Source organism: Corynebacterium sp. HMSC061H03 (genome assembly GCF_001838215.1).
Taxonomy (GTDB): Bacteria; Actinomycetota; Actinomycetes; order Mycobacteriales; family Mycobacteriaceae; genus Corynebacterium; species Corynebacterium jeikeium_D.
The window spans coordinates 161,799-180,390 of record NZ_KV836048.1; the positions used below are offsets into that span (position 1 = coordinate 161,799).

Genomic DNA, 18,592 nt, shown 5'->3' on the forward strand with positions numbered 1-18,592 from the left:
GGAGCCGATTCTTGCGTCGATTAATAACGAAGCTTCGAGACTTCACCAATAGGGGAGTGACCTGGGCGGTTACGCTCTGGCGCACGTCTATCCAAGCGCGCATTCTGACCTCCGTGGTGGTACTGAGCGCGATGGTGATTGCGGTACTCGGTTTCGCGTTGGCGACTATTGTTACCCAGCGGCTTATCGACGCAAAGGTTACCGCTGCCGACGAGGAAATTGACCGTGCTCGCGCAGTGGTGGAGCGGGCGATTGAGAACTCTTCGTCCAACGAGCTGCAAGCTCTGCTCAACGTGGGACGCGATGCTCTTGTGAACCGTGCAGCCGGTTCCGGTGCTGCACCACTGACAAGTTATGAACCACTGCTCGTGGCGCCGGTGCCGCGAGGCACGGTGTTGGCTTCATCGCCGATTAAGGCCGATGTTCCAGAGCGATTGCATGAAGTAGTCCGACAAGGGCAAATTGCGTATCAGGTACGCCAAGTCACTGATAACCGCGGCGACACATACTCGGCGTTAATTATCGGTAGTCCCACTTCTACTTCGGTTGATGGGCTCGAGCTCTATCTGGTCACCTCTATGGCTGCAGAGGAATCGACTATTAAGTTGGTTCGTGGTCTGCTCGCAGGTGCGACAGTAATCATCATGGCGCTTCTCGGCGGTATTACTTGGTTCTTCTCCAATCAGGTGACGACACCAGTGCGTTCCGCCGCCCAGATTGCCCAGCGCTTTGCCGACGGTCACTTGCGCGAACGCATGGTCGTGCAGGGTGAAGATGACATGGCGCGACTGGCCATGAGTTTTAACAAGATGGCCGAATCGCTGTCGACGCAGATTAGACAGCTGGAGGAATACGGCAGTCTGCAGCGACAGTTCACCTCCGATGTTTCGCATGAGTTGAGGACACCTCTGACCACGGTGCGTATGGCCGCTGATCTTATTGCGGACGGCGCTGAGGACCTCGATCCGGCGACTCGCCGCGCAGCTGAGCTGATGAATGAGGAGCTTGAGCGTTTTGAGATGCTTCTCAATGACCTGCTTGAGATCTCACGCCACGATGCCGGCGTTGCAGACCTATCCGCAGAAAAGGTCGATGTTCGTCGCTGCGTGGATGCTGCCTATCAGCAGGTAACGGTCGTGGCTAAGGAGACCGGTACGCCCATCCGCTTCCATCTGCCCGATGAACCGGTAATGGCGACAGTCGACTCGCGTCGTATCGAGCGCGTGCTACGCAATCTTATGGCCAACGCTGTTGACCACAGTGAGGGCAATCCGGTGGATGTCACCGTGCGGGCGAGCGATTCCGCGGTTTCGTTTACGGTCGTTGACCACGGTGTGGGGCTAAAGCCGGAGCAGCAGGAACTGGTGTTTAACCGTTTCTGGCGTGCTGACCCCTCGCGTGTCCGACGCACCGGCGGTACGGGACTTGGCTTGGCGATCGCACGCGAGGACGCACAATTGCACGGTGGGGAACTAGAGGCATTTGGCGTGCCGACGGTCGGTAGCTGTTTCCGTCTGACTGTGCCGCTGGAGCCCGATGCGAGCTTCGGCGAGCATCCGCTCGGACTGGAAGTTCCCCCGCTGCCCGATCAGATTCCGCACCAGCGGGAAATTGGTGCACGGGAGTTGGAATCGGAATCGAATGCACCGCAAGCCAAGAGCCAGGATCAGGGTAAGGGGCAGAGGGCTAGCGATAGCGAATCCCAACAGGCACGAGAGGAGGATAGTTAAATGACGGCGCAGCAACAGTCAAAGGCTCGTCGCGTCCTGCGTAAGACAGTGGCGCTTAGCTCGGTGATCATTTTGGGCACGGCCGCAGGATGTACCACCATTCCGCGGAACACCAGCCCCCAGGTGCTGCGTCCGTTTGAGCCGCCCCAGGTTCGTATTGAAGTTCCGCAGCCACGTCCGAATGTCAATGCAGACATTGTCCTGCGCGACTTTTTCGCCGCGGCCGCGCATCCGGTTGATGATTTTCAAGCTATGCGTGCCTTCATGACCCCGGAACTTGCGGCCAGTTGGAAACCGCAAGATAGTGCCCGCATTCTCGACGGTGTCAACCTCATCGCTCAGCGGGAAGATGGAGGATCGCGACAGTCCTTCGTTGCCCGAGGTCGCAGCGTTGGTCAATTTGGTACTGATGGTGCTTATGAGCCCCAGTCCGGTGACTATGAGGAAACCGTGGAGATGAAGCTCGGTTCGGATGGACAGTGGCGCATTTCCTCGCTGCCCGACGGTGTTGTCATGGAGCGTCAGGTATTCCTGGAAAACAATGTGCCTCGCAATGTCTATTTCCTCGACCCGGCGGGTAATCATTTGGTCACAGATCGTCGTTGGCTCTATCGTGGCGTCACCGATGGCGCGACCAATCTGTTGACAAAGCTGAAGAACGGACCATCAGCACCGCTGCGACCGGGCGTCACTACCGTGCTCAAGCCCAATGCCTCGATTGCGGTAGAAGCAGGACCTGTGTCCAACGCGGACGGTCGCAGGGTCGAAATCACCGGGTTGGGTGATGTTTCCGAGGAACTGCGTGTCATGCTCGCGGCGCAGATTATCTGGACTCTCGATTCGGCAGATTTCCGTGGTCCGTGGATTCTCATGGCCGACGGCGAACCACTGGTTGCCAGCCACGACGAGCCGTGGACGAAGGACACTGACGCAATCCAGCTCTACGACCCGAATCATCTACCGGCTGATAACGCACCGTTGCGGACGGTCGACCGCAGCGGTATCTACGAGATTGCTGACGGCCACGCTACACCTGTGGGGCGCGGCTGGACCGCCAGCGGCAGCACTGCGGTGTTTTCCGCGGCAGTGGGCGTCAACCCCAATGGCAGCGAGCTTATTGCCGCTGTGTTCCGCTCGGCCGTGGATGGTCGTGCCGGTTCGTATGACCTCGGTGAGTCCACATTGATGCTCGGCGGAATTCAAGATCAGCCGGTTCCTGTGCTGACTGGCGAGAGTCTCACCCGTCCGACATGGTCTCCAGACGCCGAGGCGGTCTGGACAGTGAAGGACGGTACAACCGTCGTACGCCTGGTTCGGCAGTCGACGTCATCTCGGATTCAGCAGGAGGAGGTTGATACCTCTGAGCTCAATCACCTTCTTGACGGCGGCGAAGGCACGGGGCGCCCGAGCGCCGGTATTTCTGAATTCCGCGTCGATTCTTCAGGCACGCAGGTAGCGATGATTATCGCTGGTGAAGTCTATATCGCCACCATCGAAAGGCATGACGATAAACCGTGGAAGTTGACGCATCCGCGCGCTCTGCCGCTACCTGAAAACGTCTCCCCGGTGTCGCTGACGTGGTCGCCGAATCAAACGGTCACGGTGGGTGGTTACAGCGGAGACACTCCGATGTGGAGTGCCTTCCCGGACGGTGCGACTAGCTCCGTTCTGCCGAAGCTCAACCTGACACCGCCAATTCCTGTAGTTACCGCGACCTCGTCGAAGCGTTACGCATTGGATGCCACCGGTGTCATGGAGCTGATCTCCAGCGAGGGGCAGCAGCAGTTCTGGCGCCAGGTTCCGGGTGCGCGCGGTCGAATGGCTCCGGTGTCTGTGGAATAAGCGCAAATCGGGGAGGGGATTAATGGCGCAGGGGAGGTCATCGCAGGAATTTCTGCGCGTGCTTTACGACGTTACCCGCGATGCAATCGGCCTCGTGATACCGGAAACCTGTCCGGTGTGCGGCTGCTCCGGGGCGCTGTGTCGCGGTTGCAAGGACGATCTTCAGCAACCTCCAGTGCGGTTTTCACCGCGGGCTTCGTTACGCGCAGCAGCGTGGACCTGCGGTCCGTACTCGGGTGCGAGGAGACATCTCATTTTGTCGGCCAAAGAACGGGGCAGTGGTGAAGCTAGACGAATCATGGGGGCCGTGTTCGCCGCTGCGGTACGAAGGCTGGCCTCTGATGGCCATATAATGCCCCCGGAAATTACCCCCGTCATTTTGATTCCCGCGCCGACAAGATCGTCATCCCGTCGACAACGGGGTGGGGACCCGGTAACAATTGCCTGCGACTTTGCTTGCAGTCAGCTCCCCTCCAGTTCGGTATTGCCCCTGGTGCGCATTGGCGGGCGCACGCGGGATTCCGCGGAGCTGGGGGCTTCTCAACGCAGACGAAATCTTTCTGGCCACATTGTGCCGCTGACGCAATTCAAGCGCGGAATTAGCGACAAGCTGCGACAACGCTGTGCGAAGGCGACAGTAATTCTGGTTGATGATGTGGCCACCACTGGTGCCACTGCAGCGGAAACCGAGTTGGTGGCAGCGTCATTGGGGATTCGCATCGACATGGTGTTGGTGCTCGCCCGGGCGTAGACGCAGGGGGTGTCGTCGGCAAGCGAAAAATAAACGAGGGGAACGTGGCATTGGTTACCCCCGGAACTGTATCCTGGGGGTGCAGAAAGACTCGTCACCGTAGACGCCGTGAGTAATCCCGCTCACGGAAGGGCGGTGGCCATACCGGGAGGTAGGTAGCAAGTGTCCACACCTGCTGACAACAACGAGGTACTCAGCCCGAACGCTCAGGTGACCATCACCGGGCGCAATGTTGAGGTTCCAGAGCACTTCGCAGATCGTGTTAAGGCGAAGCTGGCGAAGATTGAGCGCCTCGACCCGACTTTGACCTTCTTCCACGTGGAGCTCCAGCACGAGCCGAATCCGCGCCGTGCAGACCGCTCTGACCGTATTCAGATCACCGCTACTGGCAAGGGACACCTGGCTCGTGCGGAAGCGAAGGAAGATAGCTTCTACGCTGCACTGGAGTCTGCTCTGGGCAAGATGGAGCGCTCCCTGCGTAAGGTGAAGGCTCGCCGCAAGATTAGCCGTTCTGGCCACCGTGCACCGATGTCCGTCGGCGAGGCAACTGCTTCGCTGGTTGCAGAGGCTGAGGCAGCGGCTCCGGAAAAGGCTGATCCGTACGAGGATCTGGTTGAGGACGTGACCCCGGGCCAGGTTGTGCGTACCAAGCAGCACTCCGCAACTCCGATGACGGTGGAAGATGCTCTGTCTGAGATGGAGCTCGTCGGTCACGACTTCTACCTCTTCGTTAACGAGGCAACCTCTCGTCCGTCCGTGGTCTACCGTCGTCACGCATACGACTACGGTCTGATTGAGCTGGCAGACGAAGACGAGAAGTAAGTCTTCACCAAAAAGAGCACGCAATACCGCGCAGAGCTGTGTATTGGTAAGTAATTGCTCACATGAGCCCGTCTTCTCTTAGAAGGGAAGGCGGGTTCGTCGTATAATCAACCGTTGCACATTAAAGTTCGACGTGAATCGGCCGGAAAGGTCCCAATTTAGTGTTTTCGCTCAGCAAGTTGCTCCGCATTGGTGAAGGCCGCGCTGTCAAGAGGCTTGGCAATATTGCAGATCAGGTCATCGCCAAGGAAGACGAGTACGCAGCTCTTTCAGACGATGAACTCCGTGCCAAGACCGAGGAGTTTAAGAAGCAGCTGGCTGACGGTGCCGATGTAGACGATTTGCTGCTGGATGCTTTCGCCACGGCGCGCGAGGCATCCTGGCGCGTGCTGGGGCAGAAGCACTACCGCGTCCAGGTTATGGGCGGTGCGGCACTGCACTTCGGCAACGTTGCCGAGATGGGGACTGGTGAAGGTAAGACCCTGACCTGTGTGCTGCCCGCATACCTCAATGCGTTGGCAGGCAAGGGTGTTCATGTCGTTACGGTTAATGACTACCTGGCTAAGCGTGACGCGGAGTGGATGGGTCGAGTCCACCGCTTCCTGGGGCTTGAGACTTCCGTGATTCTCTCTGAGCTCAGTCCGGACCAGCGTCGCAAGGCCTATGCTGCCGACATCACCTACGGCACGAACAACGAGTTCGGCTTTGACTACCTGCGCGATAACATGGCGCATTCGCTCGACGATTTGGTGCAGCGTGGGCACCACTTCGCCATCGTCGATGAGGTTGACTCGATTCTGATTGACGAGGCCCGTACCCCATTAATTATTTCCGGTCCGGCAGATGGCGATCCGCACTGGTACCTGGCGTTCTCCAAGATCGTGCCGCGTATGAAGCGCGATATTCACTACGAAGTCGATGAGCGTAAGCGCACCATCGGTATTCGTGAAGAGGGTGTTGAATTCGTTGAGGATCAGCTGGGCATTGCCAACCTGTATGCTCCGGAAAACTCTTCGCTGGTCAGTTACCTGAACAATGCCCTGAAGGCCAAGGAACTGTTCACCCGCGACAAGGATTACATTATTCGTAATGGTGAGATCCTCATTGTCGATGAGTTCACCGGTCGTGTGCTGGCAGGCCGTCGCTATAACGAGGGCATGCACCAGGCAATTGAGGCCAAGGAAGGGGTGGAGATTAAAAACGAGAACCAGACGCTGGCAACCGTCACGCTCCAGAACTACTTCCGCCTCTACGACAAGCTGTCCGGTATGACCGGTACGGCTGAGACCGAAGCGGCTGAGCTGCACCAGATTTACAAGCTGAACGTCATGGCGATCCCGCCGAATCGCCCGAAGCAGCGTGAGGATCTGCCCGACCTGATTTACAAGACGCAGGAGGCAAAGTTCGCCGCTGTTGTCGAGGACATCCGCGAATGCCATGAAAAGGGCCAGCCAGTTCTCGTTGGCACGACGTCAGTCGAGAAATCCGAGTACCTTTCCAAGCTCCTGCAGCGCGAAGGTATTCCTCACTCTGTGCTGAACGCTAAGCACCACGAGAAGGAAGCTGAGATTGTCGCAGTGGCGGGTCGGCTCGGAGGCGTTACCGTGGCAACTAACATGGCCGGTCGTGGTACTGACATCGTGCTGGGCGGTAACCCGGACATCATCGCTGACCTGAATCTGCGCTCTCGTGGTCTGGACCCGGTGGAAACTCCGGAAGAATACGAAGAGGCGTGGGACGCTGAGATTGAGCGTGTTCGTCAGCAGTCGAAGGAAGAAGCTGACAAGGTACGTGAGGCCGGTGGCCTCTACGTCCTGGGCACTGAGCGCCATGAGTCGCGCCGTATTGATAATCAGTTGCGTGGTCGTACCGGTCGTCAGGGTGACCCGGGCGTTACCCGCTTTTACCTGTCCATGCGCGATGATCTCATGGTTCGCTTCAACGGTCAGCGCATGGAAGCGCTGATGAACACTCTGAATGTCCCGGATGACGTTCCTATTGACTCCAAGGTTGTCTCCAACTCCATTAAGAGCGTTCAGGCTCAGGTGGAAAGCCAGAACTTCGAAATCCGTAAGAATGTTCTGAAGTATGACGAGGTTATGAACCAGCAGCGTAAGGTCATCTACGCTGAGCGCCGTCGCATCCTCGAAGGTGAGGATTTGAAGACTCAGGTCCGTGACATGCAGGACGACGTCGTCGATGCGTATGTCAACGGTGCCACCGCTGACGGTTACGTGGAGGATTGGGACCTCGACGAGCTGTGGAATGCCCTAGAGCAGCTCTACAGCCCGACGTTTACGGCGCAAGAGCTTATTGATGGCTCTGACTTCGGTACCCCGGGTGACCTCTCGGCCGATGAGCTGTCCAAGGCTCTGCACACGGACATCTCGGCCAGCTACGACCAGCTTGAGGATGCGGTCTCCGCAATTGGCGGCGACGACCAGATGCGCAACATCGAGCGCTTCACCATCCTGAACGTCATGGACCAGAAGTGGCGCGAGCACCTCTACGAGATGGACTACCTCAAGGAGGGCATTGGCTTGCGCGCCATGGCCCAGGCTGACCCGCTGGTGGAGTACCAGCGTGAGGGCTACGACATGTTCACCGCGATGATGGACGGCATCAAGGAAGAATCGGTTCGTCAGTTGTTCCTGATCCGTAAGCAGGTTATGCCTGCAGTGGAAAACGCCGAGGGGCAGGAGAACCAGGCTCCAGCTCTGCCAACGGAAGCTGCTGAGCAAAATCAGCAGATGACTTACTCCGGCCCCAGCGAGGACGGCAGTGCAGAGCAGCAGCGCGTGGATCAAGAGTCTGAGGGCAACCGAGCGCAGCGTCGGAAGGCGGCTCGCAAGCGCCGTCGCTAAGCACTAAAGCACACGAAACGCGGTCATGGTCCATGGCCGCGTTTTTGCTGTTCCGCGGCGGAAAGTGCCCGTGAACGCGCGAACGCGCGGACCGACACGGCAACTACCCAGGAACTCGACCTTCTTGCCGTCCGCGGAAGCGCTGGCGTGGAAGGATTGCAACGCGACACCCTTGAGGCTGGTGTTCTTCGACAGCGTGAGTATCGCAGCGTGAATAATTGGGTCGATATTGATGCGACGCAAATCGTTGACTCGCCTGCGACCCGCGATGATGTCGAAGACGCGGCGAGTAATCGTGCTAAGCTCCTGTCTCAGATTCTGCTCACAGTGCTGGACGACGTGCGGTGTTTGCGGCGTCTTTTTCGCAGCAGGAGTGGCCACGGCGGGCGGTAATGCCGTCATGACAGCGGTCCCGGTGGCAGCGGAGCATCCGCTATAGGTCGGTGCCACTTTTGCGGTTTGAGAGGCGGCGGCATTAGCTGACTGGCCGAGTTGAATTGTGTGGAGAAGCGAAAAGCCCGTTGCCGGTTCAATGGATTCCCTGCCACTGGAGCGGTACTCAGCGGCGTGCGACAGCGCGTAAGGCATCGGTGTCTGAGATTTTGGTACGTGAGACGTTGGTGCCATGGATTAATCCCCCTAAAAACTCTCCATTGGCAAGTTCCCCCTTGCTGAAGACCATTGTCCTACAAGTGCTTTAAGTGTGCAGCTTGTGAAGGGGAATTCACGGCCGGCGTGGGGGGATTGTGGAGAAGGCGCAGTCGCGAAATGGGCTGAGTGTTTCGCTGTTAATGGTCCTATCGGTTTCCGTCAAGGCCGTTCTGGTCGTCTACAAATGGGCGTAACGAACAGCCAATTAACACGCTGAACTGGAAAAAAGGCAAACGTGCAGGTCATGCGATAAACTACAGGCCATGCGCGGAATGATTATCGATTACTGTGGTGTCCTTGACGGCACGGATGAAGACCAGGCACGTTGGCGTAATTTGCTGGTAGAGGCGCGTGCAAATGGTGTTGGCCTGGCAGTCCTGTCGAATGACCCAGGTGGCCCATCGGCGGATCCGATTCGCAAGCTCGAAGATGAGGGCCTGGTAGACGCAGTTGTGCTCTCTGGTGAAATTGGCCATGAGAAGCCTTCGGCAGAGGCTTTTAATGCAGCCGCTGCGGCTATTGAACTGCCGGCACGGGACTGCGTGTTGGTAGATGATTCGATTGAGAACATCCATGCGGCCGTCTCTAACGGCATGGTGGGAGTCTTCTATCAGCAGTTCGACCGCGCAGTGGTCGAGATTGCCGGTCTACTGGGTCTCGAGGGCGAGTTCTAATGCGTGTCTATATCCCAGCGACTTTCTCCATGCTTGAGGCGCTTAAGGAGGATGAGCTCTTCCACGCCCGCGGTGGTTGGGGCTTTGCTGTCACTGAAGCGCTGCGCGATTTCTTTACTGAGGGCGATGATGAGGAACTGGCAGACGTAGCCTTTGATGAGGCTGCGCGTGCGTCGCTCCGTCTGCTCGATGCCGCAGAAGAGAAGTTCCCGCACCGTCGAGTGGTCATTTCCGTTGATGTGGAGGCGGAGCCGCAGTCGGATATGGGAGATGCCGTGGTTAAGGTCGGCGGCCCAATTTCGCTTGCCGACGTTGCAGCGCTCCACATTGATGTGGAAGAGGCGGAAAGCAAGGTTGAGGCTGCGATTGATGCCGTCGATAAGGCAGATCTCGGTGACGAGGATGCGGAGCTCACTGTCGGCGATGCGCTGGAGATCCCGCTGGCGTGGTATGACGTAGCTGAGCTCGGCATGGTGGTCGACTTCCTGTAGTAGCGCGTGCTTGGCGTTAAAGAAGGGGACTGGGTTTAGGAACCCAGCCCCTTTTTTTGTATGGCACAAGTGTTTTCAGCGGGGGTATAAAAGGCGGGATTGTTTTGTGTGGATAAGCTCCATGTCAAAGGGGGTGTTTCGCACGAGGGTGGGGGTAATGACAATTTCGCTATTTGTGTCAAAATCATTTGTTTCTCTTGACCAATAACTTACCGCTCCGTAGTCTACGTCTAAGTAACCTACGGACACGTAATGATGAATCGGGTGGGGCATGCCTGCTGATGAACAGCGTTATTGCGTGTTCGTCCGTGACAGTCAGGAGGGCCAAAAATGGGGCTTAAGACCAAAGTTTCCCGGGTATTCAAGCATTTATCCACGCCACTTTTGCCCGATGACTACACGCATTTGCTAAATCCGCTGTGGTCAAGTCGCGAGCTGCGCGGTCAGATTGAGGCCATCAATCCCACATCTCCTACTTCAGCAGAGTTGATAATCCGTCCGGGTTGGGGGATGCCAACAGACTTCAAGCCAGGCCAGTTCATCGGACTTGGCGTAGAGGTCAAGGGGAAATACCTGTGGCGTTCCTACTCGCTGACAAATGCGCCGCGGCCTCATGACGGGCTGCTGACTATCAACATCCGTGCGCTCAACGACGGCTACGTGTCCCAACACCTCGTCGCCAATGTCAAGCCGGGTACTGTCGTCCGCCTGGCTGCCCCGGCTGGGGATTTCCATCTTCCGGAGCCGCTCCCAGCCCGCATTGCGTTTGTTACCGCAGGCTCCGGCGTCACTCCGGTGATTTCGATGCTGCGTGATCTTTCAGCTCGCAATGCCTCGGTGGAAGTCGAGCACATTCACTCCTACCGCGGCGAGACAGAAGCTGTGTTTGTCACCGAACTTCGCGAGCTGGAACAGCACAGCGCCACTAGCGCGTTGAAGTATCGCCTGCATGCCCGGAATACCGAGACGCAGCCGCGGATTGACGCTGCGGCGGTTACCGACATCATTGCTGACTTTGGAGCGCTGGCATCGTCGGCAAGCGCCTATGCCTGTGGTCCGGTTGAACTGCTGAAAAACCTTGAGCCGGAGTTTCCCGGGCTGCGGACGGAACGTTTCACCGTTGACCGCTCGGCGGCGGGGGAGGTCGGCGGCACGGTGAGTTTCGGCAGCCGAGGCGATATCGACGTAGACGGTGCAACGACCATCCTGGAGGCGGCCGAGAGCGTCGGGGTTGACCTGCCGTACGGCTGTCGGATGGGAATTTGTGCGACGTGCGTGCAGCAACTCTCCGACGGCGCAGCGCGGGACATCCGCACCGGGGCGACGTTTGTGGCGGGCGAGCGGGTCCGAACGTGCGTCTGTGCGCCGGCGGGGCACGCGCGTATCGAACTGTAAGTTCGCCCCACATCTATCTCAACCTGCATTAACCAGGAGAAACTACCTAAAGGAGTTGGGACCCTTCCCATGGCAATTTCCGATATCGCATCGTATGCGCACTTGAGCGAAGAAGACGTCGCAGAGATTGGGCGTCGGTTTGCGGAAATCGAAAAGCAACACCGCGATTCGCTGGGACAGAAGGATGCTCGCTACATCCGCACGCTCATCCGCATTCAGCGCACCCTTGAGGTGACTGGTCGAGGCCTGCTGATGGTGCCGACCGCCGGCATGGCCCTGAACAAATTGGGGATGCTGCCGAAGTCGTGGAAGAACACCGCGCACTGGGGTTTCAAATGGGCGGGCGTCTCAGCGCTGGGGTTGGCAAAGATTTTGGAAAACCTCGAAATCGGACACAACACCATGCACGGTCAGTGGGACTGGATGAATGACCCCGAGATTCACTCGGCCACCTGGGAGTGGGACAATTCCTGCCCATCCAGCGGGTGGAAGCACTCCCACAACTTTGTCCACCACAAGTACACCAACGTGCTCGGTATGGACAACGATGTGGGATATGGCATTCTCCGGGTGACTCGTGACCGCCGTTGGAAGCCATCGACGCTGCTGCAGCCGGTGACAAACGTGGTGTTGGCCAGCCTTTTCCAATGGGCAGTGGCCTTCTATGACGTCGAGCTCGGGCGCGTGTTCGCCGGCAAGAAATCCTGGGATGAGGCCCGACCGCAGCTCATGGAGGTGCTCAACAAGTCGGGGCGCCAGGTGCTCAAGGACTACGTTCTCTTCCCGGCGATGGCGGGTCCGCGTTACCGTGAGGTGGCCTTTGCGAACATGATGGCCAACCTCGCCCGTAATCTTTGGGCCTACGCGGTCATCTTCTGCGGACACTTTCCGGATGATGCCGAGACTTTCACCAAGGAGCAGTACAACACCGAGGACAAGAGTGAGTGGTATTTGCGCCAAATGCTGGGCTCGGCGAACTTCCACGGTGGGCTGGCGCTGTCGGTGCTCTCAGGAAATCTGAATTACCAGATTGAGCACCACCTGTTCCCGGACATGCCGTCCAACAGGCTCGCGCAGATTTCGAAGCAGGTTCAGCAGATCTGCCGGGAATACGACCTGCCATACAACACGGGGTCGTTCCCGAAGCAGTTCTTCCAGGTCCAGCGCACGCTGCTGAAGTTGTCGCTGCCGGATCGTTTCTTAGTCGCTGACCCGGACAACGCCCCAGAGGTACGTTCGGAGGCGGCGTTCAAGAAGTATCCGCAGGTTGAAGCGGAGCTCCAGTCCAGTTCCCCGCAACGCAAGGGCTTAGCGACGGGCCTGCGAATGCTCCGCCGTCTTCGCCCAGGTGTCCGGGAAATTGTCCGGGCCTACACCGGTCGCTCGACGCACACTGCTGCGCGCGGTTAGCCCTCGGCCCGCTTGCGAACCGCAGCCGCGACTGCTGGTTCGCGGTTCCATGGCATTGATTGCTTGTGGGGGAGCCGTAGCCAGGCGCGAATCATGGTCACGGTCAGCGTCGCAGTTGCACCAGCGAGGAAGAGTGCTAAGTAAGCCGAGGAATTCTGGCCGGTGAACTCCACGGTCACGATCAGTGCGAAAAGTGGTGCTGCCATGGACGCCGACAGGAAGGCCGCCGCGCCGAGAATCGCAAAGTCGCTCAGCGGAACTGAGGGCATCAATGGCTGTACGAAGCAGCCGACGATGAAACCGCTGAGCGCGCCAAGGGCAAAGCCGGGAGTCAAGAGACCACCGACGGCACCAGAACGGAAAGTAACGAGAACCGCGACAGCTTTCGCAATCAGCAGGATGACTGCAAAACCCAGCAGCGGGCGGTCCATGAGAACTGTGGTCGCAGCGATACGGCCATTGCCCAACACTTCTGGAACCCACAGTGAAATCACACCAACCAGTGTGAATGCGAGGGGGATGGCCCAGGCAGAATGCCAGCCAGTCGGTGCTTTGTCCGACATCCGCGAGCTGAGAATGCGAAATGCGTAGCCAATGGCACCGCAGATAACACCGATGAGCAGTGCTGCCCCGAGGTTGCCCCAGCCGTCCGAGAGATTAATTGGGCTGTAGAGCGGGCTACTGCCGACCACAATGCCCGACGTCACCGTGGCAATGGCTGAACACGCCAGCACCACCATCACCGCGGTAATACTCAGCGAGCCCAGCAGAATCTCCAACGAGAAAACCGCTCCAGCCAACGGGATGTGATAAATCGCCCCCAGGCCGGCACCGGCCGCTGCTGCGACCAAAATACGGCGGTGTAGTGGATCGATGCGCAGTCGATGCGACATCTGCGAGGCCACCATTGCACCGAGCTCACGCGGGGCATTCTCGCGTCCCATGGATGCACCTGCAGCGACAGTCGCCATCTGCAAAAACACATTGACAAGAGTTGACCACACAGGCATGGGGCGGCCGTGCATGCCCGCTTCAACGCTTTCCACAGGCTTCGCCTTTGTGCGAAGAGCTGCCCAGATTGGTCCTGCAATCAGCCCCGCCAACACAATTCCGACAAAGCGCTGTAAACCAGTGGTGCCATCGGTTACGACCGCTACGTCACCCTCGTGCTGCCCGTAGACCGCGTACTCGATGCCGTGCATGATCAGCGCGAGCCCGGCAGCTCCGAGCCCCGTCGCAAGACCCACGATAAGCGTGTAGATGCACAGCCGAATCCAACTGCCGGGAGCGGGGTAGAGTCCGGAGCCCGCTTTGTCCGACTCAGCACCAGCCGCGGCTTCAGAGGGCGTCTCCACAGAATCGGTGTGGCTAGTCTCTTTCAATGTCCAGCTCCCAGTCCTCGTTGTCGCTGATGGCGCTCAACAGGCGACGCACGGCCATCGCTCGACGGTGCTGAACTCCCTCCAGCTTGTCGAGGGCGCACTCTGGATCCGCGGGCGGCCCCAAATGGGTGCAACCACGTGGGCATTCATCTGTCGCTGCCTGGATATCTGGAAACGCCGCCAGCAGCGTCTCCGGTGTCACATGAGCCAGACCAAAGGAACGAATGCCCGGGGTATCAATAATCCACGACGCCGCATCGTCATCGCTTTCCGACGGCAACATCAGCGCCACCGACTGCGTGGAGGTATGGCGGCCCTTACCCACACCACTAACTTCGCCGGTCTCACGGTTGGCTTCGGGAACAATCCGGTTGACGAGGGTCGATTTCCCCACGCCGGAATGCCCAACCAAAGCTGTCACTCGTCCTGGGGCATCGATGAGTTCTGACAGAGGAGCCAAGTCATCATTAATACCGCAGACAACGACATCCACTCCGAGTGCCGAGAACTCCCCGGCAAATTCCTCTGGGTCGGCCAGATCGGATTTAGTCAGACAGAGCACGGGGCGGACACCGCCGGCGTAGGCCGCGACCAGCGCGCGTTCGACAAAACCGGTGCGAGGTTCAGGATCGGCGACTGCGCACACAATGAGCAGCAGGCTGGCATTGGCCACGACGATGCGCTCATACGGGTCATTGTCATCGGCGGTGCGACGCAAAACCGTGCTGCGCTCTGCCAGCTTGACGATGCGGGCCAGTGTGCCCGCACGGCCGCTGACATCGCCTACGACACCGACACGGTCACCGACAACGATATTGGTGCGGCCGAGCTCGCGGGCACGCATGCATGTCACTGCAACATCAGGGTTGTTATCGAGGACTACACCCCAACGACCACGATCCTTGGTCACCACCATGCCCCAGTGGGCGTCGGCGTGGCTGGGGCGATCCTTCGTTCGTGGTCGCGACCCTTTGCCGGGTCGGATACGTACATCGGACTCGTCCCACTGCCGTCCACGCCTGCGTGCCGCCACTATTATTTCCCTGCCTCGGTTTCGTCTCCCATGCCATCGAGTCGAGCTTCGACTGATTTCTCTAACGAGCTCGGGCTGGGGGAGGCCAGGCCGAGCATCTCTAGCCAGCGCAGGTCGAAGCCAGGCATGGTCTTAGCGGTGGTACCGATGTTTTCGACTTCCACGCCCTCGGTGCGCAGGCCAACAATGGCACCGGCAGTGGCCATGCGGTGGTCGGCGTAGCTGTGCCAGAGGCCACCGTGGAGCGGAACGGGGTCAATCGCAATGCCGTCGTCAAGTTCGGTGGCGCGTCCGCCGAGACGGTTGATTTCCTCGGTGAGCGCGGCGAGACGGTTGGTCTCGTGACCACGCAGGTGCGCAATGCCCGTTAGCTCGGTGCGGGTGGTGGCAAGTGCTGCTATGGCGGCGACTGTTGGGGTCAGCTCGCCAATCTCGGACATGTCCATCGTGATACCGCGCAGCTCCGAGGGGTTCGGGCCCACGACGGTGAGGCTGGTGCGGCCACCTTCGTGACGGTTGAACGTCACGGTAGCGCCCATAGCGGTGAGGATCTCGCGGATGCGGTCGCCCGGCTGCGTGGTGTGCTCTGGCCAGTCGGGCACGGTGACGCTGCCACCGGTGACAGCCGCGGCGGCCAGGAAGGCGGCGGCGTTGGACAGATCGGGCTCGACCTGCCAAGTACGACCCATCATTTCGGTGGGGTGAATGGTGAACGTTGTGCGTGGTCCCTCAGGTGTGTCGGCCGTGGTCTCCTCGACCTGCACACCGGCCTGGCGAAGCATGTCCAGGGTCATGTCAATGTGCGGGCGGGAAGGAATCTCACCGGTCGGGCGAAGTACCAGGCCACGGCCGTAGCGCGGGGCCGACAGCAGCAGACCCGAGACGAACTGGCTCGAAGCCGAAGCGTCAATTTCCACCTCGCCGCCGATGTCTGGCAGATCTTGTTCCTGGACCGAGTCACCGAGGCGGTTGCCCTGATTCGGACCTTGCGGATTGACGGTGAAGGGAAGCCCATTGCCAGCAATGTTCACACCGAGGGTGCGCAGGGCATCCAGCACGGCCGACATGGGGCGAGCCTTGGCCTCTACGTCGCCTTCGAAAAACACCGAACCCTGCGCAAGAGCTGCGATAGGCGGCACGAAGCGCATAACCGTACCTGCGAGACCACATTCCACAACACCACCGCGGAGCATGCGTGGAGTGACGCGGAGCGTGTGGTTCGGGGCACCGGAGTATGTCGAGTCGGCACTGATGTCAGTTCCCAGGGTCTGCAGTGCGCGAATCATAAGATCGGTATCGCGAGAGCGCAGAGCACCATGGATAACCGATGGTGTGGAGGACAGCGCCGCGATGACAAGGGCACGGTTCGTAATCGACTTCGAGCCGGCAATCTGTACCGTGGCGCTAAAAGGCGGTCGACCGGATTCGGCACCGTCGACACTTACAGTAGGGGCGGACCAATTCTGATTTTGGGAACACACACAACCAATTATGGAACACTTTCACTCCATACCTCGACTAGAGGGGGAGTCAACGGCAGAATCAGTTGGTATGTGTGGTCGTTTCGTCAATTTCACAGTCGCCGAAGAACTGCTCAGCACCACGGCTGAGCTTCCCGGTTTGGCGCCCGTGCGTGCCGACGGCCCGTTGCCCACCTCCCGCTACAACATCGGCCCGACCATGCCAATAGTTGCTCTTGCCCACGAGCACCCCGGCCGCACGGGCACCATTGCCGCCACTGTGCGCTGGGGTTTAATTCCGCAGTGGGCCCGCGAATTGCCAACAACACCTTTCTTCAATGCCCGTGCGGAAACCTGGCAGTCCAAACCGACTTTCCGGGACGGCCTGCCCTGCGCAATACCCATGAACGGCTGGTATGAGTGGAAGAATCGCCAGCCCTACTTCGTCAGCTTCGGCGAGGATGCACCGCTTTTCACGGTCGCGGGGTTGTGGGCGCGCTGGGGCGATATTGTCTCAGCCACAATTCTCACCACCGACGCCGTGGGACAGCTCGCGGATCTGCATCATCGCATGCCGCGCGTGCTTGCCGACGACGAAGTCAGTGACTGGTTGGATCTCTCGGCCTGGGCAGCAAACGGAGATGTCGGTATGACCAGCGCGAAGGTGGTGGACAAGCTGACCATCCGACCGGTCAACCGCGCCGTCGGCAATGTTGCGAATGATGGGCTGCACCTGTTGGATGAGCCCGACGGTGCGGCGACCGGCCACAACGAGGAGCTGTTTTAAGGCTGTATCAGAAGGCAGGTTGCAGGAGTAGCCGCAGGTTTAGCGGGCGATGTCGGCGACCGTGGCGTCGCAAAGCGAAACCAAATCAGTGGGTGACAGTTCGATGTCCCACCCGCGGCGACCACCGGAGACGAACACCGTGTCGGCGAGAGTAGCGGTCTCATCAATGACGGTGGGGAGCTTGCGGCGACCGCCAAGCGGGGAGATGCCGCCGGGAACGTAGCCGGTGGCAAGTGACGCGTCATGGGGGTCGGCCATCGTGGCCTTGGAAGCCCCGACAGCCGCGGCGGCGGCCTTGAGGTTGAGCATTCCGGTGGCGGGGACGACGGCGATGGCCAGCCCAGTGAGTTTGCCGGATAGCTCGATAATGAGAGTTTTGAAGATGCGTTCGGGCTCGACACCGAGATGCTCTAGTAGCCAAGAGGCGGCCTCTTCGCCGAAGTTGTCGCTGCCGTGGGGGAATTGGTGAACGTGGAAGTCGATTCCGGCGTTCTGACAGACGGCGATTGCCGGGGTGGCGGCAGCGGATTTCTTGGCGGACTTCTTCGACATAATTTCCCATCGTTGCACACCAGTGCAGCTAAGCGACGAAATGCCTGGTGACGGGGGTCTGGCCGACTCGTGGGTGCGGATGTTTTAGGATAGGTAGCATGTCAGGTGATCAGACAGGAACATCGGCCATCCGGACTGATGAGTCGGATGAGGAGCTTGCGCAGCGCTTTGAGCGTGACGCCATGCCGCTTTTGGATCAGCTCTATGGAGCGGCGCTGCGGATGACGCGCAACCCCGCCGATGCCGAAGACCTGGTGCAGGAGACCTATATCAAGGCTTTTCAGGGCTTCCGCTCCTACAAACCGGGCACGAATCTGAAAGCGTGGCTCTACCGCATTCTGACGAATGCGTACATCAACAACTACCGCAAGGCGCAGCGTCGTCCTGCCGAGTACGCCACCGATGACATCACGGATTCACAGATCGCGGAAACCGCGTCGCACACTTCGATAGGGCTGCGCTCTGCTGAGGTTGAAGCGCTGGAAAAGCTTCCTGACGAGGAAATTCGTGACGCTTTGATGAGCCTCAAAGAGGACTACCGGATGGTGGTCTACTACGCCGATGTCGAGGGATTGCCCTACAAGGAAATCGCCGAAATCATGGGCACGCCCATCGGAACTGTGATGAGTCGGCTCCACCGTGGAAGAAAACAGCTCCGAGACGCGTTGCACAACGTAGCCGTGGAACGTGGATTCTTGAAAGAAGAGAAGGGAGATTCTCCGCGATGAGCCGAGAGTCGAGCCAAGAT

General features: G+C 59.1%; 16 protein-coding genes. 11 read left to right on the forward strand and 5 right to left on the reverse strand.

What is annotated here, in order from left to right:
* The first annotated feature begins 56 nt into the window (after nucleotides 1–56).
* From mtrB to secA, 5 genes are all read left to right on the forward strand, one after another.
* Nucleotides 57–1,730, forward strand: coding sequence for an MtrAB system histidine kinase MtrB (gene mtrB, locus HMPREF2787_RS01280; RefSeq protein ID WP_210387011.1), 1,674 nt, complete (start codon nucleotides 57–59; stop codon nucleotides 1,728–1,730).
* Nucleotides 1,731–3,572: an LpqB family beta-propeller domain-containing protein gene (locus HMPREF2787_RS01285; RefSeq protein ID WP_070603447.1), complete on the forward strand. Its 1,842-nt coding sequence runs from the start codon at nucleotides 1,731–1,733 to the stop codon at nucleotides 3,570–3,572.
* A gap of 493 nt (nucleotides 3,573–4,065) precedes the next feature.
* Entirely contained in the window at nucleotides 4,066–4,323 is a 258-nt protein-coding gene (locus HMPREF2787_RS10810; protein WP_141751986.1) for a hypothetical protein, read from the forward strand.
* Nucleotides 4,324–4,485: 162 nt separating this feature from the next.
* Nucleotides 4,486–5,145: a ribosome hibernation-promoting factor, HPF/YfiA family gene (gene hpf, locus HMPREF2787_RS01295; protein ID WP_016422210.1), complete on the forward strand. Its 660-nt coding sequence runs from the start codon at nucleotides 4,486–4,488 to the stop codon at nucleotides 5,143–5,145.
* A gap of 161 nt (nucleotides 5,146–5,306) precedes the next feature.
* Nucleotides 5,307–8,009: a preprotein translocase subunit SecA gene (gene secA / locus HMPREF2787_RS01300; RefSeq protein ID WP_049193304.1), complete on the forward strand. Its 2,703-nt coding sequence runs from the start codon at nucleotides 5,307–5,309 to the stop codon at nucleotides 8,007–8,009.
* 3 nt (nucleotides 8,010–8,012) lie between these two features.
* On the opposite strand, the gene HMPREF2787_RS01305 is transcribed toward secA, so the two are convergent.
* Entirely contained in the window at nucleotides 8,013–8,636 is a 624-nt protein-coding gene (locus HMPREF2787_RS01305; protein ID WP_070603445.1) for a hypothetical protein, read from the reverse strand.
* Nucleotides 8,637–8,923: 287 nt separating this feature from the next.
* On the opposite strand from HMPREF2787_RS01305, the gene HMPREF2787_RS01310 reads away from it, so the two are divergent.
* The 4 genes from HMPREF2787_RS01310 (at nucleotide 8,924) to HMPREF2787_RS01325 (ending at nucleotide 12,630) form a co-directional block, all read left to right on the forward strand.
* Entirely contained in the window at nucleotides 8,924–9,334 is a 411-nt protein-coding gene (locus tag HMPREF2787_RS01310) for an HAD-IA family hydrolase (protein WP_038627918.1), read from the forward strand.
* Nucleotides 9,334–9,825, forward strand: a complete 492-nt coding sequence (locus HMPREF2787_RS01315; protein WP_049172814.1) for a DUF6912 family protein — start codon at nucleotides 9,334–9,336, stop codon at nucleotides 9,823–9,825. Before HMPREF2787_RS01310 ends, HMPREF2787_RS01315 begins: the two co-directional genes overlap by 1 nt.
* Before the next feature lie 330 nt (nucleotides 9,826–10,155).
* Nucleotides 10,156–11,220, forward strand: coding sequence for a flavin reductase family protein (locus tag HMPREF2787_RS01320; protein WP_070603443.1), 1,065 nt, complete (start codon nucleotides 10,156–10,158; stop codon nucleotides 11,218–11,220).
* Nucleotides 11,221–11,289: 69 nt separating this feature from the next.
* Nucleotides 11,290–12,630, forward strand: coding sequence for a fatty acid desaturase family protein (locus HMPREF2787_RS01325; RefSeq protein WP_070429791.1), 1,341 nt, complete (start codon nucleotides 11,290–11,292; stop codon nucleotides 12,628–12,630).
* Here the strand turns inward: HMPREF2787_RS01325 and HMPREF2787_RS01330 are convergent.
* From HMPREF2787_RS01330 to aroA, 3 genes are read right to left on the reverse strand one after another with little or no spacing between them, the layout of a single operon-like run.
* Nucleotides 12,627–14,012 (reverse strand): chloride channel protein, encoded by a 1,386-nt coding sequence (locus HMPREF2787_RS01330; RefSeq protein WP_070566228.1) that lies wholly within the window; start codon nucleotides 14,010–14,012, stop codon nucleotides 12,627–12,629. The two genes, HMPREF2787_RS01325 and HMPREF2787_RS01330, sit on opposite strands and share 4 nt — an antisense overlap.
* The gene (gene rsgA, locus HMPREF2787_RS01335) at nucleotides 13,999–15,045 is read right to left on the reverse strand and encodes a ribosome small subunit-dependent GTPase A (protein WP_070858153.1); all 1,047 of its coding nucleotides are present in this window, start codon (nucleotides 15,043–15,045) and stop codon (nucleotides 13,999–14,001) included. The genes HMPREF2787_RS01330 and rsgA overlap by 14 nt, the downstream gene beginning before the upstream one ends.
* A 2-nt stretch (nucleotides 15,046–15,047) precedes the next feature.
* Nucleotides 15,048–16,526, reverse strand: a complete 1,479-nt coding sequence (gene aroA, locus HMPREF2787_RS01340; RefSeq protein WP_070858154.1) for a 3-phosphoshikimate 1-carboxyvinyltransferase — start codon at nucleotides 16,524–16,526, stop codon at nucleotides 15,048–15,050.
* Nucleotides 16,527–16,596: 70 nt separating this feature from the next.
* Here aroA and HMPREF2787_RS01345 point away from each other — a divergent pair, with 70 nt between their 5' ends.
* Nucleotides 16,597–17,292: an SOS response-associated peptidase gene (locus HMPREF2787_RS01345; protein WP_070858155.1), complete on the forward strand. Its 696-nt coding sequence runs from the start codon at nucleotides 16,597–16,599 to the stop codon at nucleotides 17,290–17,292.
* Nucleotides 17,293–17,331: 39 nt separating this feature from the next.
* Here the strand turns inward: HMPREF2787_RS01345 and ybaK are convergent, their stop codons facing one another.
* The gene (ybaK, locus tag HMPREF2787_RS01350; protein WP_070858156.1) at nucleotides 17,332–17,844 is read right to left on the reverse strand and encodes a Cys-tRNA(Pro) deacylase; all 513 of its coding nucleotides are present in this window, start codon (nucleotides 17,842–17,844) and stop codon (nucleotides 17,332–17,334) included.
* A 98-nt stretch (nucleotides 17,845–17,942) separates the two neighbouring features.
* On the opposite strand from ybaK, the gene HMPREF2787_RS01355 reads away from it, so the two are divergent.
* Nucleotides 17,943–18,572, forward strand: coding sequence for a sigma-70 family RNA polymerase sigma factor (locus tag HMPREF2787_RS01355; RefSeq protein ID WP_016422221.1), 630 nt, complete (start codon nucleotides 17,943–17,945; stop codon nucleotides 18,570–18,572).
* Nucleotides 18,573–18,592: the final 20 nt, after the last annotated feature.